13 protein-coding genes are annotated in these 15,957 nt (G+C 55.6%); 5 read left to right on the top strand and 8 right to left on the bottom strand.

What is annotated here, in order from left to right:
- The first annotated feature begins 68 nt into the window (after positions 1 to 68).
- The 3 genes from GSQ86_RS13945 to GSQ86_RS13935 are packed head-to-tail and all read left to right on the top strand — an operon-like array spanning position 69 to position 5,672.
- On the top strand, positions 69 to 2,966 hold the full coding sequence (locus tag GSQ86_RS13945; RefSeq protein WP_158750570.1) for an NACHT domain-containing NTPase: 2,898 nt from the start codon (positions 69 to 71) through the stop codon (positions 2,964 to 2,966).
- The gene (locus GSQ86_RS23960) at positions 2,915 to 3,832 is read left to right on the top strand and encodes an ATP-dependent endonuclease (protein WP_371720658.1); all 918 of its coding nucleotides are present in this window, start codon (positions 2,915 to 2,917) and stop codon (positions 3,830 to 3,832) included. Before GSQ86_RS13945 ends, GSQ86_RS23960 begins: the two co-directional genes overlap by 52 nt.
- Positions 3,833 to 3,836: 4 nt before the next feature.
- Positions 3,837 to 5,672 (top strand): UvrD-helicase domain-containing protein, encoded by a 1,836-nt coding sequence (locus tag GSQ86_RS13935; protein ID WP_158750568.1) that lies wholly within the window; start codon positions 3,837 to 3,839, stop codon positions 5,670 to 5,672.
- Between the two features lie 12 nt (positions 5,673 to 5,684).
- Here the strand turns inward: GSQ86_RS13935 and GSQ86_RS13930 are convergent, their stop codons facing one another.
- The 7 genes from GSQ86_RS13930 to GSQ86_RS13900 form a co-directional block, all read right to left on the bottom strand.
- Complete coding sequence (locus GSQ86_RS13930) at positions 5,685 to 6,887, bottom strand: hypothetical protein (RefSeq protein ID WP_158750567.1); 1,203 nt, start codon at positions 6,885 to 6,887, stop codon at positions 5,685 to 5,687.
- A 19-nt stretch (positions 6,888 to 6,906) separates the two neighbouring features.
- Positions 6,907 to 7,581, bottom strand: a complete 675-nt coding sequence (locus GSQ86_RS13925) for a hypothetical protein (protein WP_158750566.1) — start codon at positions 7,579 to 7,581, stop codon at positions 6,907 to 6,909.
- Positions 7,581 to 7,721, bottom strand: a complete 141-nt coding sequence (locus GSQ86_RS13920; protein WP_158750565.1) for a hypothetical protein — start codon at positions 7,719 to 7,721, stop codon at positions 7,581 to 7,583. Before GSQ86_RS13920 ends, GSQ86_RS13925 begins: the two co-directional genes overlap by 1 nt.
- Before the next feature lie 227 nt (positions 7,722 to 7,948).
- Positions 7,949 to 8,242: a hypothetical protein gene (locus GSQ86_RS13915; protein WP_158750564.1), complete on the bottom strand. Its 294-nt coding sequence runs from the start codon at positions 8,240 to 8,242 to the stop codon at positions 7,949 to 7,951.
- Positions 8,229 to 11,447 carry a DNA polymerase III subunit alpha gene (locus GSQ86_RS13910; protein WP_158750563.1) on the bottom strand — a complete coding sequence of 1,073 codons (3,219 nt, stop codon included), beginning with the start codon at positions 11,445 to 11,447 and terminating at the stop codon, positions 8,229 to 8,231. The genes GSQ86_RS13915 and GSQ86_RS13910 overlap by 14 nt, the downstream gene beginning before the upstream one ends.
- The gene (locus GSQ86_RS13905) at positions 11,440 to 12,954 is read right to left on the bottom strand and encodes a DNA polymerase Y family protein (RefSeq protein WP_158750562.1); all 1,515 of its coding nucleotides are present in this window, start codon (positions 12,952 to 12,954) and stop codon (positions 11,440 to 11,442) included. The genes GSQ86_RS13910 and GSQ86_RS13905 overlap by 8 nt, the downstream gene beginning before the upstream one ends.
- Positions 12,951 to 13,982 carry a recombinase RecA gene (locus tag GSQ86_RS13900; protein ID WP_158750561.1) on the bottom strand — a complete coding sequence of 344 codons (1,032 nt, stop codon included), beginning with the start codon at positions 13,980 to 13,982 and terminating at the stop codon, positions 12,951 to 12,953. Before GSQ86_RS13900 ends, GSQ86_RS13905 begins: the two co-directional genes overlap by 4 nt.
- A gap of 116 nt (positions 13,983 to 14,098) precedes the next feature.
- Here GSQ86_RS13900 and GSQ86_RS13895 point away from each other — a divergent pair, with 116 nt between their 5' ends.
- Positions 14,099 to 15,079 carry an SOS response-associated peptidase family protein gene (locus tag GSQ86_RS13895; RefSeq protein ID WP_158750560.1) on the top strand — a complete coding sequence of 327 codons (981 nt, stop codon included), beginning with the start codon at positions 14,099 to 14,101 and terminating at the stop codon, positions 15,077 to 15,079.
- Positions 15,080 to 15,095: 16 nt separating this feature from the next.
- On the opposite strand, the gene GSQ86_RS13890 is transcribed toward GSQ86_RS13895, so the two are convergent.
- Entirely contained in the window at positions 15,096 to 15,365 is a 270-nt protein-coding gene (locus tag GSQ86_RS13890; RefSeq protein ID WP_256366841.1) for a helix-turn-helix domain-containing protein, read from the bottom strand.
- A 223-nt stretch (positions 15,366 to 15,588) separates the two neighbouring features.
- On the opposite strand from GSQ86_RS13890, the gene GSQ86_RS13885 reads away from it, so the two are divergent.
- Complete coding sequence (locus tag GSQ86_RS13885; protein WP_158750558.1) at positions 15,589 to 15,807, top strand: hypothetical protein; 219 nt, start codon at positions 15,589 to 15,591, stop codon at positions 15,805 to 15,807.
- Positions 15,808 to 15,957 lie beyond the last annotated feature (150 nt).

Raw genomic sequence — 15,957 nt, 5'->3', positions numbered from 1 at the left:
GCCTGCGTGGCCCGGTCACGCCCGAATTATCACAGGCAAAACTTGCTTAGTTGTTACGATGGACTCCGATGACCTCACATTCCAGTACGGCGACTCTCACCGGCATCCCAACATATTTGCTCGTGCCCGGGCCAGAATCTCCGCTCCCGGACCCTCCTGCAGAAACGCTTGCTCAGGATTTACCCTTTGATGAACTCACTTGGGAAAACTTTGAGAGGCTGTGCCTTCGTGTGGTCGAGGCAGAAGCAACCGTTGAACAATGCCTCGAATATGGAGTTCGCGGACAAGACCAACAAGGCATTGATCTCTTATCTCGGCATCGAACGGACGGGATAGTTTCCGTTTACCAATGCAAGAGAGTTCAAGAGTTCGGGCCGTCCGACATAGCCGCTGCAGTTACGAAATTTCTCTCGCAAAGCTGGTGCGGCACGGCCGCGAACTTCGTTCTCTGCACCTCACATGCCCTGCGGACGACCGCATGTGCAGATGAAATCAATAATCAAGAAAAACGCCTACAGGAATATAAGACGGGTTTCGAGGTTTGGAACCGCACTCGTCTCTCCATCAAGCTCAAGAGCCTGCCCGAAATCGTGTTCGACTTTTTTGGCCCTTCCTGGCTCGCGAAGTTTTGTGGTTCCGAACGTAGCGGAGGTTTCTCGACACGTCTCACTCCGAGCAAGGTGGAGCAATACCGAAAGCGTTTGGAAGCATTTTATCGACACAGCTTCGAGCAAAACGATCCGGGAATTCCTTCACTGGCGAGTTCAATGTCGCCACGAACGAACCTCTCAAAGCGCTTTGTTTTGCCAGACCTCACAAATAGAGAAACGGTATTGACCTCAAGCCAGCGTCGGAAACCGGATGCTTTCGATCTGACCATCGACGATGAAAATGCCGTCCCGCGACCGTTTTCGCTTCTTTCTGAAACTGAAACTTCTGAAAGCAGAGAGATCCGTTTCCCGGTAGACGATTGGATCAGTGGAACCGATCGGGCGCTAATTGTAGGGGCAGCCGGGAGCGGCAAAACGACGCTCCTACGGTACATGATCTTAGATTTGTTATCGGAGGAGCCAACTCTTCCGGCAATTGCTGAACGGTTGGGTAGGCATCTACCAGTATGGATACCCTTCGCGTACTGGACCCACACTCTTCAACGGCAACCACAAGCTTCGCTCGTGGATGTACTTCGCTCGTGGTTTCACAGTTGGGGAGAAGATCAGCTCTTTTTGCTTGTCGAAGAAGCAATTGTCGACGAGCGGCTTCTTCTTATTGTCGATGGGCTCGACGAATGGGTCGATGAACCGACAGGCTCGCTGGCGTTTGCACAACTCGAACGCTTTCTCGACATGAGGAAACTGCCGGCCCTGGCAGCTGCGCGCCCTTATGCTCTTAACTGGCTAAAGCTTTCCGGTGAATGGCGGGTCGCACGAGTAGCCGGTCTTTCTGGTAGGCAGCGCGCCGCCGTCTGCGAAATATGGTTCTCTCTAATGACTTCGCCAGGGGAACATTTAGACGGGCCAAAAGCCGTTCAGCATGAGATCGAATCGCTGATCTCAGATCTTGACCGATCAAGTGACCTAGACGAGTTGTCTCGGGTGCCGTTGTTCCTTCTGCTCCTCATCACACTTCGTTTGCAGGGGGCAGCTCTTCCCGGGGGAAGGTTCGACGCATACGCTTCGATTATTCAACACATGCTTCGCGATCATCCTCAAAGGAAGCGAACAGCAGCTGCGATCATTCCCACGGATCAGCTTTCCGAACGTGAGATTCAGACCGTCTTGGCCCGGCTCGCATTTGAAATTCAAACTGGGCAGACGGGCGGAACGATTTCTGAAGACGATTTCCTTAAATTGCTTTTGGAAGTTCTCATGTCACACGAGGGAGCTGGGTTAGGACTTCCAAACGCCGATGCTAGGAAGGTGGCTAAAGGGTTCATCAACATTGAAGAGGGCAGTTTGGGTTTGCTTGTGCCCCAAGGACTGCGCACGTTTGGGTTCCTACACAGATCATTCCAGGAGCGGCTTGCTGCAGTTTATTGCTCTAATCTGCCGATCGATGACCAGACGCAGATTGTTACGAAATATTGCGGCGATCCACAGTGGCGCGAGACCTTGCTTCACCTCTGCTCACTAACGCCACGGGCAGATGAGCTTTCCCGCCTTCTAGCGGCTTTTCCTGACTCCTCCGTGAGCGCATATGCCCGCGAAGGATTCGAAGAATTTCGAATTGAGGTCGCCTTCAGTGACTTCAATCTCCCCTTGCAGCAGGTCAAAGAGATCGCAACACTTGCCTTCGAGGTAATCGAGCATTCGAATCACTTGGAGCGTCGGCGCCGCATTCTCCATCTATGTTTGAACGGACTGCAGGCTCGACGGACTCGCGAGCTCGTTCAGCCCAAATTGGATCAATGGTGTGTTGCTCGTGGACTTTGGAGGGCAAACTGGCTTAGCCAACTGGAGCGATGGCCCGCCGATGAACTCACGCGCGTAACTGCTCTGCGAGCCCTTAACGATGAAGACGACTATGTTGTCCGAGGAGCGGCAAATACGCTCTCGACAATTTTTCGTTCCGATTCGGGGATGATCGATGATCTAGCACAACGTGCACAACAAGCTTTCTCCGTAAGTCAACGAGCTGCCTGTATCGAAGCGTTGGTACGTGCTGTCCCGAGTCATCCAGCCTTACACTCGATAAGCGTCGCAGCAAGGGAGACCGATGTACCGCTCCTACAGTTGTTAGGCCTCCATGCGATATCGATGACTGGCACGATCTCCCAAGAAGATGCAGTCATGGCACTAGACCTTGCTTCGGACGGGGCTGGTGGCCCTCTACCTTATTTACGGCTGCTACTACATCAGCAACACCGTGGAAGTTTGACGCCATCACCTTCCAGACGTCTCTGCGATTCATCAATATGCTTGTGCTGGCGATGCTCTCGCAGATCGCTCAAGACAAGCAGAACGTAATTTTTGCGATGGAAGAGCCTGAAACCGCTATCCCACCGTATGCGCAGAAGCGCATCGTTCACGAGATTCGAAAGCTCGCCTCCCAGACGCTCTTTACCTCGCACTCTCCGTATGTGCTAGAAGAGTTCAAACTCGAAGAGACCATAGTTCTTGCACGAACCAGTTCTGGAACTTTATCGCAGTCGCAGATCGCTTTGCCCCACAGCGTAAAACTCAAGCGGTATCGGCAAGAGTTTCGGACTCGGTTTTGTGAAGGCTTGCTGGCTCGTCGAGTTCTGATTGCTGAGGGAGCAACGGAGGCTTCGGCTTTCCCAGTGGTATGCCGCCATCTAGCAGAAATGCACCCCAACATCTATCGCGCTCTTGAATCGCTCGGAATCTGCACAATCGACGCGGGCGGCGAAGGGAACATCGCCGATCTCGCAAAGCTCTATAAAGACATTGGCAAAACGACGTTTGCCTTGTGTGACAAGCAGCTCGACCCGGCCAGGCTTCTCATTGAGGGCCAAGTGCAACAACTCTACATGCATCCCGAAGATGGTTTCGAGAACCTCGTTCTCAAAAACACGACCCAAGCCGCAATGGTGCGGTTCGCGCAGATGATCACTTGGCCGCCACATCTCTCCGTGAAATATTCGCCACCAGGCTCATCGGTTCAAGACGCACTCTTCGAATATTTTTGCGCTACGAAAGCTGAATGGAGCATCGCGGATTTCCTCGCTCAGTGTACCGAGGATGAAATACCTCAATGGTTGCGTGATGCTTGCAAATCGCTAGCGTTTCTCTGTGACCCCCCACCGCCCCCACCGATTCCTCCCCCTCCAGCGGGATCAGTGCCTCCGCCCCCATCACAGTCTGCGCCATAGCCCAATGGAGCTAACTCGGCGACAACTCGACATCTTAGCCGCCACAAGCCACATGCTTGTGAAGGGTGGGCCTGGCTCTGGGAAGACAACAGTTGCGATCATCAAGGCCGCCGATCTCGCTCAGAGACAGCTCATGCCCGAGCAGAGAGTTCTGTTTCTCAGTTTCGCCCGCGCCACCGTGTCTCGCGTCCTACAGGCGATCCAATACGAGCAGAAGATTCCGGCAGCCCTTCAACAAAAAATCGAAGTCGACACCTATCATTCGTTCTTTTGGCGCATTCTGAAAAGCCACGGCTACTTGATCGGATTGCCGCGCTCCATTGCGATTATGACTCCGCCCGAGGCGTCCATAGCTCTTTCCGAGATCCGTTCTGAGTACGGGCGCAAGGCGACGAAGGAAGAGAAACTTGAAAGAAGTACGCGGGAGGCGGCTGAACGTGAAAGGTTGGCAAAGATAGAAGGGCGAATCTGTTTTGACCTCTTTGCGTTGTACGCGGGAAAGATTCTCGCAGAGAGTGAACGTGTCAGAGCCCTTGTCTCGAACAGATATCCCGTCATTGTCTTGGACGAATTTCAAGACACCAATGGTGCTCAGTGGTACGTGGTTCAGCAGCTGGGCAAAACCTCCGTTCTCCATGCCTTGGCAGACCCGGAACAACGTATCTACGGGTGGATTGGAGCGGACCCGCAACGACTCAATCATTTCATCGAAGCGTTCGCCCCGACCTGTAACGATTTGAGCGACGATAACCACCGAAGTAACGGAACCGACATCGCCGTTTTCGGCAACGATGTCCTTAAGGGACATTTTCGCCAAGCAGATTATCGAGGAGTGGAACGCAAACTCTATCCCGCAAATGACGGCCAAGCATACTCGTCCCTTGTGACGGAGGTGTACAACGCCCGGAAGCGACTTGCTGAGACAGGTAGGCGCGACTGGTGTCTGGCTGTGCTTGTTCCTACTAAAAAACTGATGCAGGTTGTCTCGGATGTCTTTAGCGAACCGCCTGCAGGCATGACCGCCATTCGTCACGTTTCCTCTGTGGATATGGAGGGGCCGATTTTGAGTGCTTATGTCATTGCCTATTTACTGCAACCTGATCCTTCATCCGATCATTTCGCTCGCTTCGTCGATTTGGTGTCTGAGTACTTTCAAGGACGTGGCGGTGGAGAAATCACCAAGGGGGACATGCAAGCGAGTAAAGGTGTTCGCAGTGCATTCGAGGAGTTCATTGCACGCCAGGGAGCTGGAAAGCAAATTCGAGCGAACAGCATCCTAGTGAATCTTCTCTCCTCCTACAACGAAGTGCGGCAGTTAGTACTGTTGGGCGACCCAGACAAAGATTGGATTGCCGTGCGCCGCATTCTCAAAGATAGTAGCTGTCCGAAGCTGCGGGACATTGCGCATGAAGTGCGCAATGTCCGCCTCCTTGAGCGTGGAACTGTTCTACGCCAGGGTCTCTCGCAAGATTGGCGCGACAACGGATACTATCGCAACGCCCTTGAGATCATCCAACATGCTTTCTTGCAGGAGCACTTTGCCACTACAGCGAAACCGGAGGCAGGCGTTGTCGTCATGAATATGCACAAAGCGAAAGGCAAACAATTCGATGAAGTCATCATCTTCGAAGGATGGCCGCGCACCGCAAAGCGGCAAATCGTTGCCAATCCCGACCGCATCGTGCAATCAAATCTCCTGTCGAATGCCGACGATGAGACACGGCAGAATTTCCGAGTCGCAATCACTCGCGCAAAACAGAAGACTCTGATTCTGACCCCACAAGGTGACCCATGTGTCTTACTGCTCAACAACCGGGTCGGTAGTTCGAGTCAGCCGTGACCGCCCCGGACACTATGCAGTATTGCCGGGTGCTTCCTCGGCGGCGAGGTTCGCGCGATCACCCAACTGGCCAAACCGAGCCAGCTCGACCGCACTGAGGCGAATCGTGTCTGCGTTCGCTCTGTTTGTGGGGTAGACCTGCCAATCCTGCTTAATCGTTCCAGTCTCCACGAATCGTCGATGGAACAGGACCGCTGAAACTCTTGAAGTCTTGGCGAAGAGCCCGCGGCCGTTCCGATACGGGATAGGCGGCCCAACCGGTTGGCCCGGCGCCACTGGCTCGAAGTGAACCATCAGGTCACCGTAAAGCGCGGCATCGATTGAGAAGTCCGTCAACATAAAGAGATCTGAGCAATCAATTACTACAATCCCACGAGAATCTTTAGGCAGTTGCTCCCTTTTTTTGTTCATGATCTTGTTCAGTCTCTTGTGCGTCTGATCGGGCTCTGGGATATGTTTGAACGGTCGGGCGGCAGTCGCAGTTGTCCGATCATTCCGCCGTCCTGTATTTTGAAAACGTACTACGAAGTCGGCAGTCTCGACGACGTTCCGGTGAAGCGCTCCAGAAGCGCCAGTCGCATGACCGGAGTAGTCGCCCCCAGGATTCAGCAATGAACCGCCTTTCGGTGAGTAGTAGAGGGTCGCTCGCTCCCACAGTTCTTCCTCAAGAATCTTGAGACCCTCAACTGCCACCTTCATTGCTTCACGAAGACGTGGCCCACGCGGAGCATATTCCTCTCCGACAGTGATGTTTGCAGAATAGTGTGAATCAATTGTGTTGAGGAGAGCGAACAGCTCATTGCTTACGCCATTGAAGCGATCATCTTCTTCGGAGTCACCAACCGCCCGAACCTCCAAGTAATAAGGCACGTCATTGAAATCTGCACGGAGGTCCGCTCCTCGCTCGGGAGCGAAAGGCTCCAGTACAACTTGGAATTCAGACTGTTCGAGGAACACTGCGGTTTCTAGCTCTGCCAGGGTGGACACGTACTCAGCTTTCAATTTGACGGCAAGCGCGGCACGATCCAGCGTGACCCTGTTGCTTGTCAGCAGATTGCGCACGAGCGATTCAACATGCGGGAGCCAAGCGTTTGTAGGGTCTTTACGGCACCACCGGCCGAGAGCGTGCTGTGGGTTTTCGCCGAATATTTCCGCATCGACCCAAGCATCGCCCAGGAGATCACGTAGGTGTGGGAGGTCCGGTTGCTCTGCCATGCGCATACCTTCGTTGCAGCTAAAGAGTTCGCCGATTACGAGTGCCCTGATGTACATGCGGGTCAATTCCTACGACGCGATACGCATAGGATATTCCCTGATCTCCCGACGATCGCGGTAACTGTTCAACATGGACCATGTTGTTGGTTGTCAGAACACTGAGTGCAATCTTGATCCGTTTGCGGTCTATCCCCGTGTAGTCTTCGATCTTGTCGTAACTGATGTTCGCCATATTCGTGTCATTCGCTCTTCGAGCCACAAAAAGATAGAAGAGCTTGAGAGCCTCGAGTTCGGCGCGGCTTCTAAGTTTGAAATCCTCGAAGGCGATGATGTTTCCGGCGGCGTTATACATTTGCCGCGTCGGAAACTTGGCCCAACCGCCGGCCTCCGGAGGGCCATAAGACTGAATCGCGAACGTGCTTCGGCGGTCGCTCGATCGAGCGATGATCTCCAATTCGGTCAACAGACCCAATCCTTCGGAAATTTTCGCCCGACTGAGGCCGGTGGCCACCTGCAGTTGATCGTATGTGAGCTGGGCCACTCCATCGACCGGATTGGCGAAATGGCCGATAGGCGCAAGGACCATTAGAGCCGCGGTGCTGCCTGAGCCCCCATGCTTACCCCAGCGGAGCTTGCGGAGACCTTGAGCTTCGATCCAGCCCGAGGGAAGTCGCACCCACTTATTCATCAACATCAGGGCTTTCCTTTCGTGACGGTAAGGATCGCGTAAATGGCGTACCCCGCAAGAGCGAACGCTGCAAGCAGAACAATCGTAAGCATCGCGGCCGCTGGCATCGTAGAAATCGTTTTGGTTATCTCCTCGAAATGGGTCATTGCCCCTCCTCCCGTTTGCTCGAATTGAGCAATCTGAAGCAATTTTTTCGCGGGACCACCCTTCTCTTCTAGAGACAGTGGGGCCATAGGAGCCTCAGCATTAGAGCTTATAGTATTGATTATAAAGATTATAGTCGGAATAAATACCGTTCAGGAAGCTTCCTCAAACAGTTCACGAAGAGCGGCTTCGTGAACTGATCGTCATTGCGACAAACGCGATCTACTCGTCATTTTGGCACCTCTTGATCTGTGGCAACGTACCAAGGGACCTCTTTCATCTGGAAAAGCTCAGGACTTCGAGCAGTCAGGTGTGAAAGCACGATTTTCGCAATCCGCACGCTGTGCTCCACTTCCTTCTCCCACTCCACATGAGCGAGGCCATCGCTGGTTGTAGGACTCCATCGAGCTGTTCGAATTGCAAGCACTAGGCTGGAGGCGATGAGCAGAGCAGGCCCTAGCTTCTGGTAGTCGACATCACGCCGATAGCCACCAACCTGCGGCCCTCCGTTAGTGGAAATCATGGGAACGAACCTCCAAAGTTTGGTCGGACAGCGACAGAAGGCGCGTCGCTTTTACATGAACTACGCCGTCTTGGTTCTGCAACGGCCCTTCTGCCAGGAGGAACTTGCTGCCGGTCACAATCAGCCGTTGCCGCTCGTACAGGTCAGGAGTGACGATGACATTGGCTATCCCGGTTTCGTCTTCCATCGACAAAAAAATGAAGCCCTTCGCTGTACCGGGCCGTTGTCGCGCTATGACACAGCCAGCGATTCGCACGAATTCACCATCCATTCTGGTCTTCAGGTCTTCCGCCGAGAGGATGTTTTGTCTCCGCAGATCATGGCGCCTATGGGCCATCGGATGTTTCCCGATCGTAAGGCCCGTTCCCGCGTAGTCTGCTATCAATCGCTCTTCGGTGGTCATCTGCTGAAGTGGCATATCACCAGCTTCTTCCTGCAAAAACTCGCTCCGCTGTCGAAATAGAGGGCCTTCGGGTCTACCGGCTCGTTCGACCTGCCAAAGCGCGTCGCGACGATGTCCGATCCCGTCTAGTTCGTTGAGGGCTCCAACCCGAGCCAACAACGTCAGCTCTTTGCGATTGAGCCAAGGCACCCGCGTTACAAGCTCTTCGACGGATACAAAGGCTCCGTCCGTGTTGCGAGACGTGGCTATCGCTTCGCCCGCCTGATTCCGTAAGCCCCGCGCATAGCCCAGACCGAGCCGGAGGGACAAGCTATCATCACCTTCACGTTCAAGCGTGCAGGGCCATTCGGATACCTGCACATCAATCGGCTTTACCCGAAGACCATGCCTCTGCGCATCTTTCACTAGAACGGCAGCGGAATAGAAACCCATTGGCTGGTTGTTGAGGATGGCGCAGGTGAACGCGGCAAGGTATTTCACCTTGAGGTACGCGGACGCATACGCGATGAGAGCAAAGCTCGCCGCGTGGGATTCAGGAAAACCGTAGAGCGCGAAGGAGCTGATGTTCTGAATGATGTTCTCCTGTGTGGCAGCATCAAGGCCGTTCGCGGTCATGCCCGCTCGCAGCTTTCCTTCGAGATTCTTCATGCGCTCCCAAGAGCGCCGCATCCCAACAGCACGACGCAGCTCTTCGGCCTCCGCGCCCGTGAAGTTCGCCACCACCATCGCCATGCGAAGAAGTTGCTCCTGAAAGAGCGGCACGCCGAGCGTTCGCTTCAGCGCAGACTCCAGCGAAGGATGCGGATACGTGATGGCCTCTTTCTTCTGGCGTCGCCGCATGTACGGGTGCATCATTTTGCCCACAATCGGCCCAGGCCGGATGATGGCCACCTGAACCACCACGTCATAGAACTTCTCCGGATGGTTTCGGGGCAGGGACGCCATTTGCGCACGGCTCTCAACTTGAAACATCCCCACCGTGTCCGCACGTTGCAACGTGCGATACACCTCGCCATCTTCCGGCAACTGCGCGAGATCGACCTTTTCGCCGTAGTGCTTGGGAATCAGTTCGAGACAGTCCTTGAGGACCGCCATCATGCCCAAGCCGAGCAAATCGACCTTGATGATATGGAGGTCGGCGCAGTCCTCTTTATCCCATTGCACGACGGTTCGGTCCGGCATGGAGGCGCGCTCCAACGGAACAATCGAGTTGAGCTGCCCTTGGCAGATCACCATGCCGCCTGAGTGCTGGCCGAGATGTCGCGGCAAATCCTGAATCCTCATACAGAGTTCGAGATACTTCGCTATGCGTGGATGGTTTACGTCAAAGCCCGCGTTTTGGAACGAATGAGCCATCGTGTCGGTTGGGCCGCGCCATTCAAAGTGACTGACCAGGCTCGTCAGTCGAGCCAGCGATTCTTGATCGAATCCCAAGACTTTGCCAACCTCACGCGCTGCGGACTTGCCCCGATACGTGATGACGTTTGCTGTCATGGCCGCGCCCAGTTCTCCATAGCGCTGATACACGTACTGGATTGCCTGTTCGCGTTTGTCCTCAGAGGGCAGATCGAGGTCAATGTCCGGCCATTCTCCGCGGCTTTCGCTCAGGAATCGCTCGAAGAGTAGTTCCATGCCTACCGGATCAATCGCGGTGATTTCGAGCGCATAGCAGACGGCCGAGTTTGCGGCGCTCCCTCGACCCTGAATCAGAATGTCGTGGCGTTTGCAGAATTCTACGATGTCCCAAACGATGAGGAAGTATCCCGCAAACCCCAGCTTCGCGATCAGCTCCAACTCATGCGCCACTTGCTTCTGCGCACGGCCCAACAACCCTGCGTCGCGCTTTGGACCATAACGGCGAACAACACCCTCGTCCACACGTTTCCGCAGAAAGCTGTCCATCGTTTCACCATCCGGCACCGGGTATCGCGGGAACTCGTAGCCCAGATCGCTCAACTCAAACTGCAAGCGCGATGATAGTTCCACGGTGTTTTCCGTTGCCTTGGGAACATCCCGAAAGACCGTCGTCATTTCTTTAGCCGAGCGCAGATGACGATGGTTATTCACCGTGAGCAACCGCCCCGCCTTGTCCAGCTCCGTGTGATTGCGAACGCAGGTGAAGAGGTCGAGGATTTCCCGGTCATATGCTGTGGCGTATCGAACCCCGTTTGTCGCGAGCAACGGGAGCCGAAGCGACGCAGCAATGCGCATCGCTGCCTGATTCCTCCACTCTTGCTCTCGCTCACCATGCCGTTGCAGTTCAACATAGACATTTTGGGGGCCGTAGATGCGGATTAGGTTTTCGACCACTTCGCGGCCAGCTTCGTCGCCGCCACGCATAAGCGCCGTCGCCAAAGGCCCTTCGTCGCCCCCTGTCAGGCAAACGAGTCCCTTAGCATACTGCCGCAGGTCGATGAGATTTGCTGCGCCTTCCTGCTTTGTCTTTTCGCGCATCTTGAAGCGCGTGATGAGCTGGCAGAGATTTTGATAGCCTTCGCGCGACTCACACAGAAGGGAGACACGAGCGGGTTCCGGGAGATGCTGGTACGGCAGCCATGCCGGAGGCGTGAGCCTTGAACCCAAGCTCGACACGGCAACCTCCGCGCCAACATGTGCCCGGATGTCATTCCGTTTCGCACTGGTATGGCAACGCGCCGACCCATAGAAGCCATTGCGATCGAGCAGCGCAAGTGCGGGCATTTGCAATGCGACGGCCCGTTCTATCAATGCCTCCGGTGGGGAGCCTCCCTCCAGGAAAGAAAAGGCGCTGGCGGCGTGAAGCTCGATATAGCGCTCAGTCATAGAGCGCCGCCATCTGCCAGCGATTTTGCAAAACATCGCGCATCATGCAGCAACAAAGCATTGCTCCGTCCTGCGCCCGAGCGACAAGATCCCACTGCTCGGCCCCCCATAGCGTGGGGTTCCACCAGTCGCCGCTCACGACCCACGGGCCATAGGCGTGCTCGACGTTGTACCGCTTCTCCCGAAAGTAGAAGTATGTCGGCCTTGCGTGCTGCAAGGTCACCGAGGCCGTTTCCAGTGGTCGAAGCTGGCGCATCGATGCGCGGGAGTGCGGGCTGGTCGGCACGACCGACTCCCCAGTCGGCACGGTAAACGGCTCTACACGAAACGCTTCTGCCGCGTGCGTGTCCTGTAAGACAGCGCGACCCACGCAGTCCTCTCCAACAACCGCACGGATGCGCGCCAGTGTCACGTCGAGTCGAGATGCTTCGGGAAGCTGCGGCGAGAATAGGCCGAGTTGCATTTTGGTGGTACTGCCTGGCTCCGCGTGAAGCATGACGCCGACAATCGCAGCCGAAGGCGGATGAGCTTCGAGGTCGAGGTGAAGTAACTTGATCCAGAGTTGTTTGTCTGTTGTCGGAAGAGCAGGCCGAACGGTGCGCGTGTGTGTCCCGCCGCCATCAAGCGTGAGCGTCACCGTAACCGAGGCCAGCGACAGGATGCGGGCCTTCGCGCGAAGTATGAGCTGTTCGAGCATGACGCCAAGCCCAAACAGCAAGGACTCCAAAATCTCTACTGGGGAGTCGAGTTCCGCACGCTCTTCCAGCGTGAAGGTCGGCTCGACTGGTTGAAAGAGGTGTGGCAGTTCACCTTGCGACAGTTGCCGAAGACGGCGACTCTCTTGACCCATGCGGGCCACAAGCTCTTTTTCCGGCAGGGCCGCCAACATGCCAAGCGTGTGAATGCCCCAAAGCCCGAACGTCTCCACCTGCTTTTCCGTCAGGTCGAGAACCGACAATGGCAGAACGGAGAGGGTTGCCGCCTCACGCCCCGTTGCGATTACATGCAACGGAGTTTTCCGAGACAGCCCCTTAGCAAGACTCACCGCCGCGTGAAGGTTCGTGCTCACCGTTACCGACGCCGAGATACCAAGAACTCTCACCCGTTGCAGCAGATTCCGCGCCAACATCTCCGGTGGCCCAAAGAGGTTCTTTGTTCCTGCGATGTCAATGCCACAGAGAAATGCGTTCGCTTCGCTCCGATCTTCGACACGAGGCGAAAATGCCCCAGCGCATTCGAGCAACACAGCTTTCGTTGCTGCCTCGGATTGAGGTGAGCGCAAGAGAGCCACCGGCTCAGGAAATGTATCGACCTCTACGCGCGTCATGCCACGTTCCATGCCCAGCAGTCGAGCCTTTGTATTCAGCGAACACACATGCTGGGTAGGCGCTTTGCCTTCCAGCACGACACAAGGCTTGGGATGGAGATCAGGCCGCAGCCGCAACAATGCCTGTGCCGGAAACTCCTTTGCGTAGAGGCAGGCATACACTTCCGTGGTTTGCGTCATCGCCGACCTGCCCATGTCATCCGGCTTTGCCAGGATGCGGTATTCACCCGCTGTGGCGGCTTGCGTATCGAAACGACGTTGCTCTCGTTTTGCGTGAACCGTTGCCGTGCTACCTCCGCGTGCGGCTGTATGCCCGTAAAGACCGTGGTTTCATCAGCAAGGGGAGCTGCGGGATACAGACGAAGCAGTAGCTCCGCACTGCTTTTCGCACACGGATGCTGCGTTAGCAGCAGGATGCTGGACTGCGTTCGTTCGCTGGCAAGCCGGTAGCGGTGCCACGTTGCCAACGGGACCCGCGAAGCGAACTCGGGCGCCAAGCTGCCCATATCAAGCACGATGGCACTGAAACCGCCGCCTTGGAGTAACAAGTCTGCCGACCGCAAGGCTTGCTCCATTCGCGTCCAGGGCTTGGAAGAACGCGCAACCGGCACAGTACGCTCCGTTGCATAGCGAACGGGTTCGACCGTCTGTTGCTTTGGCCGAATCGAACGCTGCGGTTCCGCGCAGCGTGGCGCGAAGGCCTGCGGATGCAGCAAACCGGATACTGCCGTTGAAAGCCCATTTGCTTCCGTTCGTGGATGAGGGCCAAACCCACCCCCATGCAGCCCCTTCTTGATCGACGGAGGAGCCAGGTATTTCTCCGGCAGAGAGAAGTGCCGGCTCGTCGGTTCGACTCTGCCAGCTTGCACGCCGCAGCGCACCCAAAGAAGTCGTGCCAGATCGACCCCGATGGCCGCTGCCGACAGCGGATCGAAGGTGTTGGAAACATCAATCCAGGCACACACCTTGCCGGCCTGCGTGACTTGAGCGAGAAACGAGAGAGCCAACGACGTTCGCCCGGAGCATTCCGGGCCAACCAGCTCACTCACCGCCCCAATCGGTAGACCGCCTCGCAGCACGTCGTCGAGAGCTTTGATCCCCGTTGCGGCCACGGGCCGCACCATCTTCGCTTGCGGTGTCAGTGCGGACGGAATCTTCCGCGCGAGCGCGGATTCCACCTGCATTCGGATTGTGGCGGCGGAGACCATTGAGACACCTTCGCTTTATATTCGCCTTTCCTCCCCGCCCTGAGTCAAGCGCAGAGCGCCCCATTTCGTGTGCAAGTCTTTGTAAGTCATAGATTTAAAGCGGGAAGTTTCTTTTGGTGGAGTTCTATAATGCGGGGATGTGCTACTCGGCTCGGGTGAAACAAAATCTCAAACACCTCTCACGGCGATACAGCGCCGAGGTGGATTGGGCTGCGTTCGAGGATCTCTTTCGCCGCCGCGCCGAGGGAGAAGACATCAAAGCCTCGCGCGACCTCCAGCGCAACTTTCAGAATCCCGAGACCGATACCGAACGCCGCACGGCCGAGTACATCGCGCGATACCTGAAGGACAAAAAGGCGGAATGGGAAAACGAGATCTTCGTCCAGCGCCGCCGCCTGGTCGCCGCGGAGGAATCACTCGCCAAGCGTGAAACAAAGAAGGCGAGAGAAGACCTGCGTATCGGGACCAAGAAAGTGCAGACGTTCCTTGACCGCCTTGCCGACCTTCGCCGGACCGAACCGAACAACGAAGACGCGCGCATCTTTCCCATGACGTATGCGCCCGTGCTCATCGCAGAGAATAGACGCACCGTGATTCGCCCCATGCGTTACACCTGCCGTCTCGCTGGAAAGCCGGAAGCCTATGACAAAAGGTTTCCGGGGACGTATAACGCGCGCCGCGACAGCTTGGACGACTACTGGCGCGAAATCTATGGCAAGCATCACGCTGTCATGGTCATTAGCGGTTTCTATGAGAACGTGCCGCTCCACCTCTACGAACATCGAGAGCTTGCGCCGGACGAGAAGGAAAAGAATCTTGTCCTGGAGTTCGATCCGCAGCCTTCCAGAGACATGCTTGTGGCCTGTCTCTGGGATCATTGGAGCGACCGGCACGGAGTTGTGCTCGATTCGTTCGCGGCGATCACCGATGAACCGACGCCGGAAGTGTCAGCGACAGGTCATCAGCGCACTGTCATCGCGATTCAGGAAGCCTACCTATCCGAGTGGCTGAATCCGATGGGCCTCGACAAGCGGCGTCTCGAACAAATTCTCAGCGAGAAAGAAGTGCCTTACTATGTGCATCAGATCGCGGCCTAGCTTCTATGCGCGCGGTTCACGAAGGCAATTCAAAGTTGGCCGCTTTCTCCACCCGACGGAGAAAGACCGAGGGCCGGATATCCAACGCAGTGCAGATATCGAATATGGAACGTAGAGATGGGTTGGTCTTGCCGCGTTCTATGAGACTAATGAACGCTCTCTCGTATCCGGCCTTCGCCGCCAGAGCGTCTTGGCTCATTTTTTGCTCTGTGCGTCGCTTGCGTAACAATTCACCAAAGACAACGGAAGGATCGCTCTTCGGATTGTTTGTCTTTGATGTCGCCACACCTCACTGTGGCACCGCAAGTATATTACGCGCTGCGTATAATAGTTGCGGAAGCCGATCCGCGTATAACGTAGCCTCCGATCAACCGCCCCAGAGGCAGTGCCAGAGAACGGCAAACGACTATGGGGATAGCCGATTAAGAGCGATAATTCTCACCGAAAGTCGTTCCAGTTTGGGCAGTCTTGCACTAACGTAATTTCCATCACCCCGGGAGGACATCCCCATGATTGAATGCAGCGACCTTGCCGGAAAAGTCGTCCGGTCCATCACACTCTTTGAAGACGGCAGATACGGTCCGGAGATCATCATTGATTTCCAGGACGGTTCCAGCTTCAATGCCTGTCTCGGCGTCAAAATGACACTCGAAGCCAAGTGGACGCGCGACGAAGGCGGACAGCCACAGGTTTTGAAGGACTACACCACGCCCGCAATCCCTAGCTAATTCTTCTTCTCCATTTCCAAAAACTCTTTCTTAGCACCTAGGAAGGGAGGAAGTTTCCTCCCTTGCCTCTGGCCGCCCTGCGTCTTTTCGCCACCCACCTCAGATGGGATGAGAGGACTGCCAAGTCCAGTGGCAGACTGAAATGGCAGT

The sequence above is a fragment of the Acidobacterium sp. S8 genome (genome assembly GCF_009765985.1).
In the GTDB taxonomy this organism is placed as follows: domain Bacteria; phylum Acidobacteriota; class Terriglobia; order Terriglobales; family Acidobacteriaceae; genus Alloacidobacterium.
This window is presented reverse-complemented; position numbering and strand designations above follow the sequence as displayed.